This window comes from Bacillus sp. OxB-1 (genome assembly GCF_000829195.1).
Classification (GTDB): domain Bacteria; phylum Bacillota; class Bacilli; order Bacillales_A; family Planococcaceae; genus Sporosarcina.
In genome coordinates this window covers 2951527-2965218 of sequence record NZ_AP013294.1, presented here as the reverse complement: position 1 = coordinate 2965218, position 13692 = coordinate 2951527, and the positions used below count along the sequence as shown (strand labels likewise).

General features: G+C 47.7%; 13 protein-coding genes. 12 read left to right on the top strand and 1 reads right to left on the bottom strand.

Annotation, left to right across the window (positions count from 1 at the left end):
• The first annotated feature begins 111 nt into the window (after positions 1-111).
• The 6 genes from OXB_RS14715 to recO are packed head-to-tail and all read left to right on the top strand — an operon-like array spanning position 112 to position 5213.
• The gene (locus OXB_RS14715) at positions 112-2226 is read left to right on the top strand and encodes an HD family phosphohydrolase (protein ID WP_231860322.1); all 2115 of its coding nucleotides are present in this window, start codon (positions 112-114) and stop codon (positions 2224-2226) included.
• Positions 2227-2241: 15 nt separating this feature from the next.
• Positions 2242-2709, top strand: a complete 468-nt coding sequence (gene ybeY, locus OXB_RS14710; RefSeq protein WP_041075215.1) for an rRNA maturation RNase YbeY — start codon at positions 2242-2244, stop codon at positions 2707-2709.
• A gap of 10 nt (positions 2710-2719) precedes the next feature.
• Positions 2720-3070 (top strand): diacylglycerol kinase family protein, encoded by a 351-nt coding sequence (locus tag OXB_RS14705; protein ID WP_041076922.1) that lies wholly within the window; start codon positions 2720-2722, stop codon positions 3068-3070.
• A gap of 19 nt (positions 3071-3089) precedes the next feature.
• Positions 3090-3509, top strand: a complete 420-nt coding sequence (locus OXB_RS14700) for a cytidine deaminase (RefSeq protein WP_041075214.1) — start codon at positions 3090-3092, stop codon at positions 3507-3509.
• Entirely contained in the window at positions 3484-4398 is a 915-nt protein-coding gene (gene era / locus OXB_RS14695) for a GTPase Era (RefSeq protein WP_041075213.1), read from the top strand. The genes OXB_RS14700 and era overlap by 26 nt, the downstream gene beginning before the upstream one ends.
• A gap of 29 nt (positions 4399-4427) precedes the next feature.
• Complete coding sequence (recO, locus tag OXB_RS14690) at positions 4428-5213, top strand: DNA repair protein RecO (protein ID WP_041075212.1); 786 nt, start codon at positions 4428-4430, stop codon at positions 5211-5213.
• Positions 5214-5235: 22 nt separating this feature from the next.
• Here recO and OXB_RS14685 read toward each other — a convergent pair whose 3' ends face one another.
• The gene (locus tag OXB_RS14685) at positions 5236-6615 is read right to left on the bottom strand and encodes a glycine--tRNA ligase (RefSeq protein WP_041075211.1); all 1380 of its coding nucleotides are present in this window, start codon (positions 6613-6615) and stop codon (positions 5236-5238) included.
• A 315-nt stretch (positions 6616-6930) separates the two neighbouring features.
• On the opposite strand from OXB_RS14685, the gene OXB_RS14680 reads away from it, so the two are divergent.
• From OXB_RS14680 to OXB_RS14655, 6 genes are all read left to right on the top strand, one after another.
• The gene (locus OXB_RS14680) at positions 6931-7560 is read left to right on the top strand and encodes a helix-turn-helix transcriptional regulator (RefSeq protein WP_041075210.1); all 630 of its coding nucleotides are present in this window, start codon (positions 6931-6933) and stop codon (positions 7558-7560) included.
• A 10-nt stretch (positions 7561-7570) separates the two neighbouring features.
• Positions 7571-8383: a pyruvate, water dikinase regulatory protein gene (locus OXB_RS14675; RefSeq protein ID WP_041075209.1), complete on the top strand. Its 813-nt coding sequence runs from the start codon at positions 7571-7573 to the stop codon at positions 8381-8383.
• Between the two features lie 205 nt (positions 8384-8588).
• Positions 8589-10421: a DNA primase gene (gene dnaG / locus OXB_RS14670; RefSeq protein ID WP_041075208.1), complete on the top strand. Its 1833-nt coding sequence runs from the start codon at positions 8589-8591 to the stop codon at positions 10419-10421.
• A gap of 15 nt (positions 10422-10436) precedes the next feature.
• Entirely contained in the window at positions 10437-11561 is a 1125-nt protein-coding gene (gene rpoD / locus OXB_RS14665) for an RNA polymerase sigma factor RpoD (RefSeq protein WP_041075207.1), read from the top strand.
• Positions 11562-11695: 134 nt separating this feature from the next.
• Positions 11696-12235: a hypothetical protein gene (locus OXB_RS14660; RefSeq protein WP_041075206.1), complete on the top strand. Its 540-nt coding sequence runs from the start codon at positions 11696-11698 to the stop codon at positions 12233-12235.
• 96 nt (positions 12236-12331) lie between these two features.
• A complete protein-coding gene (locus OXB_RS14655; protein ID WP_052484070.1) occupies positions 12332-13498 on the top strand; it encodes an acyl-CoA dehydrogenase family protein in 1167 nt (388 codons plus the stop codon).
• Positions 13499-13692: the final 194 nt, after the last annotated feature.

The window sequence follows — 13692 nt, the reverse complement described above, 5'->3', positions numbered from 1 at the left end:
AACTGGACAAGCTTCTATTCTCGTAGAGGAATTTGGCTTGTCCTGGAACCTTTTGAGCATAGCTGCCGTAAAACATAATAAAGATGCGGGGGGATCGGGATGTTCGGTGCAATGAAGAAAGTGTTCACAACTCTTAAATTTGATGCTTTCCTATTATTTCTAGTCAGCCTCTCCACGTTGCTTCTATACTCATTCATGTTCAGCAGTGTGAAGAATGAAACATATGAAGTGGAAGAGTTTAAAATTTCCCAACATACAATCCGGGCAACGAAGACTGTCGAGGATTCGGTAAAAACGGAACAAGAGAGGCAGAGGGCTGCACAGGAAGTATCCGCCGTTTATCATTTCTCGGAAGAGGTCTCAAAAAACAGGCAGACGATCGCAACCTCCATTTTTGACAGTTTGCTGGAAGTGAAAAATGAAAATGCCGCACAGGACAGGGAGTCCGGAAAGCCCGGCCTCACACAAAAGGAGCAAATAGCGGAAATCCGGCAGAAGTTGGCAAGCCTGGAAGAAGAGGAGCCGAACCTGAACCTGAACGATAACACCATTTCCAATTTATTGGCCTTGGATACGGAAGCTATAATGAAAACCCAGGAAAAGCTCGTTTCAGCTATTGGAACCACCTTATCGAAACCGATCCGGACCGCGGATTTGGCATCCGCCCAATATGAAGTGGAACGTCAATTGCGGTTATCCGATTCGATTCCTCCCTCTGTGCTGCAAACGGTCATCACATTAGCGCGGTCCTTGGTCGTTGAGACGGAGACGATCAATGAAACTTTGACAGAGGCTAGGATCGAGCAGGCGAAGGCCGCAGTGGAGCCGACCCGTATTTTACAAGGACAAGTGCTCGTCAGAGAAGGCCAATTGATCGACGGGGAAATCTATCGGCAACTGGAACTGACCGGCCTGCTGACGAATCAATCCTCGCTGAAGCCGTTGCTCGGACTTGGACTTTTCGTCCTGTTCGTTTCTTCATTGATCTACTTGCACTTCAGTACATGGGTGGAAAATGCCAAGGTGAAGAAAAAAGCGTTAATGATCGTATTGACGGTCTTTTATCTATTGGTCATCCTCATGAAACTGATTGCGTTGATCGAGAAGGATTTCGATGTACTGGTCGCATTCCTATTTCCGACCGCTCTGGCAACGATGCTCATCAAATTGTTGACGAATGAACGATTGGCTTTGATGATGACGTTTATCACCGCGGCAACAGCGGGAATCATGTTGCAAGAGGGGTATGCCGCGCTCATTCAAATGGAGATTGCCCTATACATATTATTCAGCGGAATCGTTAGTTTATATTTGCTTGGGAATAGTGGGAGAAGATCGAACATTTTAAGGACGAGTGTGGGTGTCGCCTGTTCCAATACGCTGTTCATCGCATTTTATCTGTTGATGACCCAATCGACCTATGACTTGTCTGAATTGGTCTTTTATTTGATTGCCGCCATTTCATCTGGGATTTTGTCCGGAGCTTTGACGATTGGGCTCATGCCGTTTTTCGAATCGGCATTCGGCATCTTGTCGGACATGAAATTGGTTGAGTTGTCGAATCCGAATCATCCGTTATTGAAAAAAGTCCTCACCGAGACGCCTGGGACCTATCATCATAGCGTCATGGTCGCGAATTTGGCGGATGCCGCCTGCGAATCGATAGGCGCCAACGGACTGCTCGCCCGGGTCGGAAGTTATTATCATGATATCGGCAAAACAGTGCGTCCGGGCTATTTCATCGAAAATCAGCATGCCGGCCAGAACCCGCATGATCATTTGCCGCCTGAAAAAAGCCGGGACATCATCATCGCTCATGCCGAGGACGGCGCCAAAATGTTGGAAAAGCACAAGATGCCTGTGGAAATCATCGATATCGCAAGACAGCATCATGGAACCAGTTTGTTGAAATATTTCCTCGTCAAAGCGCAAACTGAAGGACAAGAGGTCAAGGAGGAAGAGTACCGGTATAAGGGGCCGAAGCCGCAAACGAAAGAAATTGCCATCATTTCGATTGCGGATAGTGTCGAAGCGGCAGTCCGTTCCATGAAAGAACCGACCCCTCAAAAGATTGCGGCTCTCGTGAAAGCGATCATCAATGATCGGCTGAACGATGGCCAATTCAACGAATGTGACCTATCCATGAAAGAATTGCGGAAGGTAGAAAAGGTCATTTGCGAAACGTTGAATGGAATATTCCACAACCGGATTGAATATCCGGAATGAAACGGAGATGGAGCTATGCTTGAACTGTTTTTTGAAGATGAAACCGGAATGGTGGACCCGGAGATGGAGGAACTGATCCGAAATTTGCTGAATCATGCAGCCGAAGCAGAGCAATTGGAAGGGAGTCCTGAAGTTTCCATCACCTTTGTGACGGATTCGGAAATTCAAAAAATCAATGCTGAATATCGGGGAAAAGACGTTCCTACGGATGTCATCTCGTTTGCGTTGGAAGAGATGTCGGAAGGGGAAGTTGCCATCGTCGGAGAAAATCTGCCTACCGTTCTGGGCGATATAATCATTTCTGTGGAAACCGCCCAAAACCAGGCAGCTGAATATGGACATGAGTTTAACCGGGAACTCGGATTTCTGGCGCTGCATGGATTTTTGCACCTCCTAGGCTACGACCATATGACCGAGGAAGAGGAGAAAGTGATGTTCGGTAAACAAAAGGAGATCCTTGATTCGTTCGGACTCGGAAGGTGAGGGATTCCGGATGCGGAATTTTTTCAGGTCATTCAAATATGCATGGAATGGCATTTTTCTAGGAATCCGATCGGAACGAAATTTCAAATTCCATTTGTTCGCCGCAGGAGTGGTCATAGTAGCAGGGATTTGGACAGGGCTGACGATGATGGAATGGTTCATTGTCAGTGTATTGATCGGCGGAATGCTCGCGTTGGAGTTAATGAACACCGCTATCGAAAAAGTAGTCGATCTCGTCACGGAAGAGTATCATCAGTTGGCCAAGCAAGCCAAGGACTTAGCTGCGGGAGCCGTGCTCATCTACGCAATTCTCAGTGCCATCATCGGGTTGCTCCTATTCGGCTCAAAATGGTTTTATTAATGTAAAGTGGGGTGGAAGCATGGATATCGGAAAATTGGTGGAAGAATCGAAAAAAGCGCGGGAGCAGGCTTATGTTCCCTATTCGAAATTCCCTGTAGGGGCAGCGCTAGTGGCGGAGGATGGAACGGTTTACCACGGCTGCAACATCGAGAATTCAGCCTATAGCATGACAAATTGCGCCGAGCGGACTGCTTTGTTCAAAGCGGTGTCAGAAGGAATCCACACTTTCAAGGCGCTTGCCGTAATCGGCGATACGGAAGGGCCGATTACTCCGTGTGGGGCATGCCGGCAAGTGATCGCCGAGTTTTGCAGCGGCTCCATGCCGGTCTATTTGGCAAACCTGCAAGGGAACATTAAGGAAACGACCGTAGCGGAGCTATTGCCCGGTGCTTTTTCCAAGGAGGATTTATCATATGCAGCAAGAGATTCAGAAGTTTAAATCGGGATTCATTTCCATCATTGGCCGTCCGAACGTCGGGAAATCGACATTCTTGAACCGCGTCGTAGGACAGAAGATCGCCATCATGAGCGACAAGCCCCAAACGACGCGCAACAAAGTGCAAGGGGTCGTGACATCGGATCATTCCCAGCTCGTTTTCATCGACACGCCGGGCATTCATAAACCGAAGCATAAGCTCGGAGACTTTATGATGAAGACGGCCCGCAACACACTGAAAGAAGTCGATGTCATCCTGTTCATGGTGAATGCGGATGAGCCGATCGGACGGGGGGACCGCTTCATTATTGAATTATTGGAGAAGACGGAGACACCGGTTTTTCTCGTCATCAATAAAATTGACCTTGTCCATCCGGATGAGTTGTTGACGATCATCACTTCCTATACTGAAGAATACAACTTTGCGGAAATCGTCCCGATTTCCGCCATGAATGGCAACAACGTGGAACGGCTCCTTGAGACTTTGACTTCCTATATGCCGGAAGGGCCTAAATATTACCCGGACGATCAAGTGACCGACCACCCGGAACGATTCATCATTTCCGAGTTGATCCGGGAAAAGGTGCTCCACCTGACTCGTGAGGAAATTCCACACTCGATTGCTGTCGTCATCGAAAAAATCGAACGGGAAAAAGAGCGGGAAATTGTCAATATCAATGCGACAATCGTCGTCGACCGCGATTCCCAGAAAGGGATCGTCATCGGGAAGCGAGGGTCTTTATTAAAAGAAATCGGCACAAAGGCAAGGCATGATATTGAAATGCTGCTCGGGTCGAAGGTATTTCTTGAATTGTGGGTGAAAGTCCAGAAAGATTGGCGGAACAAGCCGGGACAGTTACGCGAGTTCGGTTTCAGGGAAGACGAGTATTAAGCGAGCCGCAGCCGAAAGGGGGGATCGCCTTGTTGAATAAATGGGAAGGCATCGTCCTTCGCGGCATCCCGTACGGCGAATCGAACAAGATCGTGACTGTATTCACCCGTGAGGTGGGGAAGCTGACTGCGATGGCCAGAGGGGCGAAAAAGCCCGCCAGCCGTCTCGCAGGAATCACGCAGCCGTTCATGGAATGTTCATTCCTGATCCGGACAGGCAGGGGAATGGGCACCTTGGAGCAAGGGGAGCCGATCAACTCGATGCGCTTCATCCGGGAGGACTTGGAAGCGACGGCTTATGCGAGCTATATCGTTGAGCTGATCGACAAGTTGACGGAGGACCAGGAGAAGGTTTCGGGGGTGTATGGCTTGCTGTCGGAGGCGCTCCACGCCATCAATGAACAATACGACCCAGAGGCCATATCCCTCTTTGTCGAGTGGAAGATGCTTCCAGTGGCAGGAATCCATCCGGTCTTGCATCAATGCGCCAATTGTGGGGCGACGGAAGGGGAGTTCGCATTTTCCTTCCAGCAAATCGGCTTTCTATGCCACCGCTGCTTCGCGGTCGATCGGTATCTGATCCGTCTGACTCCGACACAATTGCGGTTGATCCGCACCTTCTATACCGTGCCGATCAACCGGTTAGGGAATCTGACGTTGAAGAAACCGACGAAGCAATTCATGAAAAAGATTGTCCGCACCATTTATGATGAGCAAGTGGGCATCCGGCTCAAATCGAGGGCTTTTTTGGATCAGCTCGATTCGACGCCGGAATTGTGGCCGAAAAAGGAAGAACCGGAGGAAACAGGCGAGTAGCCCATTCCTCCGGTTCTTTTTATTAAAATTGTATATGCTTTTCGATGTAAGCCTGCACTTCTTCAATCGGCATCCGGACTTGTTCCATAGAGTCGCGATGACGCACGGTCACTTGGCGATCCTCTTCCGAATCAAAGTCATACGTGATACAGAAAGGAGTCCCGATTTCATCTTGTCGGCGATATCTTCTACCGATGGATTGGGAATCGTCATACTGGACAGTGAAGTGCTTGGATAGTTCAGCATATACTGACTCAGCACTCTCTGCAAGCTTCTTGGACAATGGCAGGACTGCCGCTTTGACCGGTGCCAGGGCAGGGTGGAAACGGAGCACGGTACGCTTATCGTCGCCTTCCAGTTCTTCCTCGTCATACGCATCGCAAAGGAATGCCAATGTGACGCGGTCCGCCCCAAGGGATGGTTCGATACAATACGGGACAAATTTTTCGTTCGTGACCGGATCTTGATAGTTGAAATCTTCGCCCGAGTATTCCATATGGCGATTCAAGTCGAAATCCGTCCGATTGGCGATGCCCCATAGTTCGCCCCAGCCGAATGGGAATTTGTATTCGATATCTACAGTTCCTTTTGAATAATGGGAGAGCTCATCTTCGTTATGCTCACGCAGGCGCATATTATCTTCGCGCATGCCAAGATTCAACAGGAACTGTTTGGAATAGTCGCGCCAGTATTCGTACCACTGCATATCTTCGCCCGGCTTGCAGAAGAATTCCAATTCCATTTGTTCAAATTCACGTGTACGGAATGTGAAGTTACCTGGCGTGATTTCATTTCGGAAGCTTTTCCCGATCTGGGCAATCCCGAACGGCAATTTCTTTCTCATCGACCGTTGGACATTTTTAAAATTGACGAAAATCCCTTGTGCCGTTTCTGGGCGCAGGAAGATTTGGTTCGCGGAAGAGTCCGTCACTCCTTGCGAAGTTTTGAACATCAGATTGAACTGGCGGATTTCCGTGTAATCCATGGCACCGCAGCTTGGGCAGACGACGTCATGTTCCTTGATCAATTCTTCCATCTTTTCGAACGGCAGACCGTCGACAACGACTTCCAACCCTTTCGAATCCAAGGCATTCTCAATCAACTTATCTGCCCGGTGGCGTGTTTTACATTTTTTGCAATCGATCATCGGGTCGTTGAAATTGCCGACGTGGCCGGATGCTTCCCAAACTTTGGAATTCATAAGGATGGCCGCATCAAGTCCGACATTATACGGGGATTCCTGGATGAACTTTTTCCACCAAGCGCGTTTGATATTATTTTTCAATTCAACGCCGAGCGGACCATAATCCCATGTATTGGCCAGTCCGCCGTAGATTTCCGATCCCGGGAAGACAAATCCCCTTTGCTTCGCTAGATTGACTACTTGTTCCATTGACATCATGTAAAATCCCTCCAATTAAAATAAGCACCCATCCCCGGACAATTACGTCCGGGGACGAGTGCATGATGACCCGCGGTTCCACCCCGATTGGCTGGAAAACCAGCCCACTTTAAACATTGCTTGGCTCCAGGCTGCCTTTTCATGTCTTTACGGGCTTTCACTCTCCCCGTTCGCTGCTGGTGACATTACTTATATACCCTTCTGCGCCTATTGAATTCTTTTTCAGTGTAGCATGGTTATCATTTCTTAGCAATAGTCGTACACATCGTATATAATAATCGAGGGAAGAATAGATCGGTTAGGACGGTGATTGCAATGGAACTGAATAAACGCCAGACGGAAATACTGGAAATCGTCAAGGTGGATGGCCCGATCACCGGCGAGCAAATTGCGGAACGGTTGAACTTGGTGAGAGCCACGATCCGTCCTGATTTGGCAATTTTGACGATGGCGGGTTATTTGGACGCAAGGCCCCGGGTCGGCTATTTCTATTCCGGAAAGAAAACTGTCCAATCGGTGGCGGATAGCATGATCGGCATGAAGGTTGGCGACTTCCAATCGATTCCCGTCGTCGTTGCAGATACAGTCTCCGTCTATGACGCCATATGCCAAATGTTCCTAGAGGACGTCGGGACATTGTTCGTAATTGATAAATCATCCAAACTGTCGGGGGTCCTCTCCAGAAAGGATTTATTGCGTACTAGCTTAGGCAATAACGAACTCGAAAAAATTCCCGTCCATGTCATCATGACGAGGATGCCTAATATTACATACTGTAAAAAGCAAGATACGCTTCTATTTGCTGCACAAAAGATGATAGATCAGCAGATTGATTCCCTTCCGGTCGTGATAGAGAAAGAGGGGGGGCTCGAAGTCATCGGCAGGATTACGAAAACAAACATTACTGCAGCCTTCCTATCTCTTGCGGAGGACCACGAATTATGAGGTGGATACTATGAGAAAGCTAACATTATTTATCATTTCCGATTCGGTCGGGGAAACTGCCGATCTAGTGGCGAAGGCGGCGGCGAGCCAGTTCAGCCAAGGGTTGGAAGCAGTCTCCATGAAGCGTTTCTCCCACGTGGAGGATGAAACGCAGCTGGCAGAGATCGTTTATTTGGCAAGAGAGCAGAAAGCGATCATCATCTATACTTTAGTGAAAAGCAAAATGCGTAAAATATTGAAAAAAGAATGTGAAACATTCGGTATCTGTTGCATCGACTTGCTCGGTCCCGTCGTCGATCGCATCGGCGAGGAGCTTGGTGAGCAGCCGTTGGAAGAGCCGGGCCTTGTCCGCCAATTGGATGAAGACTATTTCAGGAAAATCGAAGCAATTGAGTTCGCTGTGAAATATGACGACGGTCGGGATCCTCGGGGGATTCTGCAAGCGGACATTGTACTGGTCGGAGTTTCCAGGACATCCAAGACGCCCCTTTCGCAATATTTGGCGCATAAACGGTTCAAAGTGGCGAATGTCCCGTTGGTGCCCGAAGTGGAGCCGCCGGCGGAGCTATTCGAAATCAGCCCCGAAAAATGTTTCGGACTTGTGACAACGCCTGAAAAATTGAATTCCATCCGGAGGGAAAGGTTGATTGCCCTCGGATTGAAAGATGATGCAAATTATGCTCAGCTGGAGCGGATTGAACAAGAAATCCGGTACTTCCGGGATGTTGTTGCGAAGCTCGGCTGCAAAGTAATCGATGTGACGAACCGGGCTGTGGAAGAAACGGCCAATGTCATTTTAAGCGAAATTGCCAAGCAAGGATAAGATGAAAATAGAAGGACCGCCCAGATGGGGTAGGTTCTTCTTTTACGGAGAAATTCAAAATATAATAGAGCGATAAGTAGGTTTTTTTGATTGAAATAGTGTAAAATAAGAGTTTCGGAGTGGAAATGAAAAAATTTTGTCGAAAACAAAGGATTTTTGAAAGAGATACAGAATTCAAGTAGGTAGAATGGAAAAGGATGATAGTATGACTAGAATCCCGGAAGAAACGATTGAGATGGTCCGGACAAAGACCGATATCGTGGATTTGATCGGTGAATATGTCCAACTGACCAAAAGAGGGAAGAACTGGTTTGGTCTATGTCCATTCCATGGAGAGAGCACGCCGTCATTTTCCGTTTCAGAAGAGAAGCAGCTGTTCCACTGTTTCGGTTGTGGAGCAAGTGGAAATGCCATCACATTCGTAATGGACATGGAAAATAGCCCATTCACCGAAGCGGTGTTGAAGTTGGCGGAACGGACTGGCGTGGAGATTGACTCGGGGCCTGGTGTAACCGACAGGAACCCATCCACCAGACAATCGGATGAACAACGGCAGATGATGGAAGCCCATTCGTTGGCCGCTTCCTTCTATAGTCATCTCTTGTTGAATACGGTAGAAGGGGAAGTTGCACTTGAATATCTCGAAAAAAGAGGTTTTTCAAGGGAGGACATTGAAAAATACGGTATCGGCTGGGCATTGGATAATGCTGAAGCGTTGTCTGAACTGCTAAAACGAAAAGGCTTCGACATGAAAGAAATGGAACGTGCCGGGCTGTGTATTATGAAAGACGATGGGACAGGCTATTTTGACAGGTTCAGAGGACGTATCATGTTCCCGCTTCGTGACGATAATGGAAATGTTGTCGCTTTTTCGGGAAGGACACTTACACCAGATAAACAGGTCGCGAAATACCTCAATAGCCCCGAAACTCCCATCTTCGAAAAGAGCAGATTATTGTACAATTTTCACAATGCACGTCTTAATGTTCGGAAATCGGGTAAAGTAATAGTATTTGAAGGATTTATGGATACTTTATCCGCTGAACGGATCGGCGTTTCCAACAGCGTGGCTGTCATGGGGACAGCATTATCCGATGCCCATATCGTCAAGTTGAAAAGGATAGCAAAAGATGTCCTTGTCTGCTGTGATGGGGACGATGCGGGCTGGATCGCAGCGAAACGGTTTGCCGATAGTTTGCAGGCAAAAGGGATGAATGTCGAAATTGCATTGCTTCCGACAGATTTTGATCCGGATGATTATATTTCACAGCATGGCGGGCAAGCATTCATTGAAAAGGTGATCGGCAATCCGCAATCGTATATGTCTTTTATTATGGCCTTCGCCAAAAGGTCGAAAAATCTCACCTTTGAGAATGACATGCTTCAATATATACACGAAGTTCTGAGCGAGCTTGTGAATAGGCCATCGCCTGTGGAACGGGATCTCTATATGAGGCAGCTGTCGACGGAAACCGGTGTTTCCATGGAGGCTCTCGGCCAGCAGTTCACAAAGCTGAACGGAAGGCAGGCTAGTGCAGCTAAAAAAGATCAGGAGTTCGGGCCTCCGCCAAAGTTGGAAAATGAAAAAAACCTGACGGCAACTGATCGGGCGGAACGCTTATTGCTTTGTCATCTTCTGAGTGACGGAGCCTTATTCGACCGGGTTCGGGATGAATTTCCCGAGCTGTTCATCCAAGATGCCTATCAAGCGATTTTCATTCGGTTGGCCGGCTTTTATGAGCAACACGGAAACCCTGATTTCCACAGATTCTCTGAATCATTGGAAGACCGCGACTTGCGGAAGGTCGTCTTGGAAGCGGCGATGGTGGAAAGGGATCCGGATTATAAAGAAGAAGAAATCGAGGACTGTATACAGCATTTGGTCCAACAGCGTATAAAGCTCTCGATTGAAGATAAATTAAATGAATCTAAAACAGCTGAAAAATTAAAGGATCATGGCCGGGCATTAGAGTTGGCCAGGGAAATCATTCAGCTCCGGAAATCATTATCGGCACATGGCCGGATTCCGGTGGACTAAGGAGGACGGGTAGTAATGAAAAATAAAGAACAATCCGGCGAAATGGAAACTGAAATGACAATCGAAGAAGTGAAAGCCCAGTTGTTGGAAACCGGGAAGAAATCCGGTGAGCTGACACTTGATGAGGTAACTGAAAAATTATCCGCCTTCGAAATGGAACCGGAACAGTTCGAGGAATTCCTGGATCAAATCGAGGCGCAAGGAATCGAATTAGATGGCAAAGAAGACGAGAATGCCGTTGAGGGGGACGGGAAAGCCGGTTCCGAAGACACACAATTCGACTTGAATGATCTTAGCGTTCCGCCGGGAGTCAAAATCAACGATCCCGTCCGTATGTACTTGAAAGAAATCGGCCGCGTCAATCTTTTGACTGGAGCGGAAGAAGTGGAATTGGCCATCCGGATCAAAGAAGGGGACGAAGAGGCGAAAAAACGCCTCGCTGAAGCGAATCTGCGTCTCGTCGTCAGTATCGCGAAACGGTATGTAGGCCGCGGGATGCTTTTCCTGGACCTGATTCAGGAAGGGAATATGGGCCTCATCAAAGCGGTTGAGAAGTTCGACCATACGAAAGGTTTTAAATTCAGTACGTATGCGACGTGGTGGATCCGCCAGGCCATCACGCGAGCAATCGCGGATCAGGCGCGGACAATCCGTATTCCGGTCCATATGGTGGAGACGATCAATAAATTGATCCGTGTCCAACGGCAATTGCTCCAAGATCTAGGGCGCGAACCGACACCTGAGGAAATCGGGGAGGAAATGGATCTTACAGCTGAAAAAGTCCGTGAGATTTTGAAGATTGCCCAAGAACCGGTTTCCCTTGAAACGCCAATTGGGGAGGAAGACGATTCCCATCTTGGTGATTTCATCGAAGACTCCGAAGCGCAATCACCTTCCGACCATGCTGCGTATGAGTTGCTGAAAGAGCAATTGGAGGATGTCCTCGATACGCTGACTGACCGGGAGGAAAATGTATTGCGCCTCCGCTTCGGCCTCGATGATGGCAGAACCCGGACGCTCGAGGAAGTGGGCAAGGTGTTCGGCGTCACACGCGAACGGATTCGGCAAATAGAAGCGAAAGCACTGCGCAAGCTACGACATCCTTCCCGGAGCAAACGCTTGAAAGATTTCCTGGAATGAAATTGAAGTGCATCGGCATCCGTGTGCCGATGCACTTTATTGTTGCTTAGCAAATTTCAAGTCCCAAGCCAGATCCGTTTCCGGCCAAGCTTCGGCCGCCGGTGCTTTTGTTTTTGAATAAGGGGGGATGTACTATGAGTGTGCAACGGAAAAAAATCATCATTTCGGAAATCAGATATTGGAAGCAAAATAAATTATTGCCCGAACATTATTGCGATTTTTTAATCACATTATATGCCCAAGGAGAAGAAGTCCAGGAGGAAATGGTTACCGATGCTGTCTTAGTGAAGGAGAAGAAGAGTTTTACCAGGAAGCTTGTTCTCATCCTAGTGATAGGATTGCTAGCGGGTAGCAGCATGTTTATCTTTGCCCGATACCCACTCGCGACTCTATCATCGGCAGCGGGTGTCACATTGCTTTTTCTATTATCGACTTTTCGGGTTTCGAAGTTGGCGCCGTTCTTATACATAATATCCTCGTTTCTTTTACTAATGATGTCACTGAAATTATGGTTGCTCTTCTTTGAAGGGCAGACGATGCTTCTGATCGGTCTGCTTATGTTGAATTGTGTGCTTTGGCTATACGCGGGGAAACTGCTGAAACTATTATATTTCACAATCTCGGGAAGTGTTGGATTGCTGCTAATCATAGGGTTTCTCCTCGCTAACTATTAAAAAACTCACAATCTTTCAAATAACTCTGTGAAAGTCGTAACAAATTAGGTATAATAAAAATGTAAGCGTTACAATGTTCACAAAGGGGATGAAGAAATGAATTTCGATTTGACACAAGAACAACAAATGATCAAGAACACGATCCGCGAATTTGCGGATGAGGTCGTTGCGCCTGGGGCGATTGAACGAGACCGTACGAAAGAGTTTCCTGTGGAAATTTTCAAACAGTTGGCTGACATGGGGATCATGGGATTGCCGTTTCCTGAGGAATATGGGGGAGCAGGAGCGGACACGATCAGTTTTGCCATTGTCACGGAGGAACTGAGCCGGGCGTGTGCTTCTACAGGAATCACCTATTCAGCCCATATCTCGTTGGGCGGTGCTCCTTTGAATCTTTTCGGGACACACGAACAAAAGCAGAAGTATTTGACACCGATTTGTACAGGTGAATCTTTCGGAGCATTCGGATTGACTGAACCGAATGCGGGATCGGATGCGGGGGGGACGCAGACGACCGCCAAGGCAGATGGAAAGGATTTTGTCATCAACGGTTCGAAGGCATTCATTACAAATGCGAGCTACGCAAAACATCTGGCTTTGACTGCCATTACAGGCATGGAAGGCAATAAGAAAGAAATCAGCGCTATCATCGTTCCGACGGATGCGGAAGGTTTCACAGTGCTGGATAACTATGAAAAAATGGGCTTAAACGCTTCCAATACAACAGAATTATTCCTTGAAAATGTAAGAGTGCCGCAAGAAAACCTGCTAGGGGAACGCGGAAAAGGATTCCAGCAATTCCTTGTCACTCTGGACGGGGGACGGATCGGAATCGGCGCGATGGCTGTCGGAATCGCACAAGCTGCTTTTGATAAGGCGAAAAACTATGCGAATGAACGGAAGCAATTTGGTAAAGCGCTATCCGAATTTCAAGTGACTCAATTCAAATTGGCCGATATGGCGTTAAAGATCGAATTGGCACGGAATATGGTATACAAAGCTTCCTGGTTGAAAGATCAAGGCCGTCCATTCTCAAAAGAGGCCGCGATGTGTAAATTGTATGCCTCGGAAATCGCAATGGAAGTGGCGGACGAAGCGATTCAGATTCACGGCGGATATGGCTATATGAAAGAATATGAAGTCGAGCGTTATATGCGCGATGCGAAACTGTTGGAAATCGGCGAAGGGACATCCGAAGTCCAACGAATGGTCATTTCCAGATTGATTAATGAAACTCGAACTAGCGCTGGCGTTTTACGATAAAGAGCAACAAGTCATCCAGGCGATCTGCTGTCGCCTGGATGGCTTCTTTTAGAATCCGGGAATGATTTTCGCAACTCAACGATTTCTTGAAAAAGTTTTGTCGAATTTGTCACAAAGGGTGAAAAGATGATCGATTACTCTTTCAGTTTTTTGTCGGATACAGTACAATGATAGTTGTGAACTGTATCCAGTAC

What these genes read in the sequence shown, in the direction of transcription:
- OXB_RS14715 (WP_231860322.1), top strand. Translation starts at nt 112, where the DNA reads ATGAAGAAAGTGTTCACAACTCTTAAATTTGATGCTTTCCTATTATTT.
- ybeY (WP_041075215.1), top strand. Translation starts at nt 2,242, where the DNA reads ATGCTTGAACTGTTTTTTGAAGATGAAACCGGAATGGTGGACCCGGAG.
- OXB_RS14705 (WP_041076922.1), top strand. Translation starts at nt 2,720, where the DNA reads ATGCGGAATTTTTTCAGGTCATTCAAATATGCATGGAATGGCATTTTT.
- OXB_RS14700 (WP_041075214.1), top strand. Translation starts at nt 3,090, where the DNA reads ATGGATATCGGAAAATTGGTGGAAGAATCGAAAAAAGCGCGGGAGCAG.
- era (WP_041075213.1), top strand. Translation starts at nt 3,484, where the DNA reads ATGCAGCAAGAGATTCAGAAGTTTAAATCGGGATTCATTTCCATCATT.
- OXB_RS14685 (WP_041075211.1), bottom strand. Translation starts at nt 6,615, where the DNA reads ATGATGTCAATGGAACAAGTAGTCAATCTAGCGAAGCAAAGGGGATTT.
- OXB_RS14680 (WP_041075210.1), top strand. Translation starts at nt 6,931, where the DNA reads ATGGAACTGAATAAACGCCAGACGGAAATACTGGAAATCGTCAAGGTG.
- OXB_RS14675 (WP_041075209.1), top strand. Translation starts at nt 7,571, where the DNA reads ATGAGAAAGCTAACATTATTTATCATTTCCGATTCGGTCGGGGAAACT.
- dnaG (WP_041075208.1), top strand. Translation starts at nt 8,589, where the DNA reads ATGACTAGAATCCCGGAAGAAACGATTGAGATGGTCCGGACAAAGACC.
- rpoD (WP_041075207.1), top strand. Translation starts at nt 10,437, where the DNA reads ATGAAAAATAAAGAACAATCCGGCGAAATGGAAACTGAAATGACAATC.
- OXB_RS14660 (WP_041075206.1), top strand. Translation starts at nt 11,696, where the DNA reads ATGAGTGTGCAACGGAAAAAAATCATCATTTCGGAAATCAGATATTGG.
- OXB_RS14655 (WP_052484070.1), top strand. Translation starts at nt 12,332, where the DNA reads ATGAATTTCGATTTGACACAAGAACAACAAATGATCAAGAACACGATC.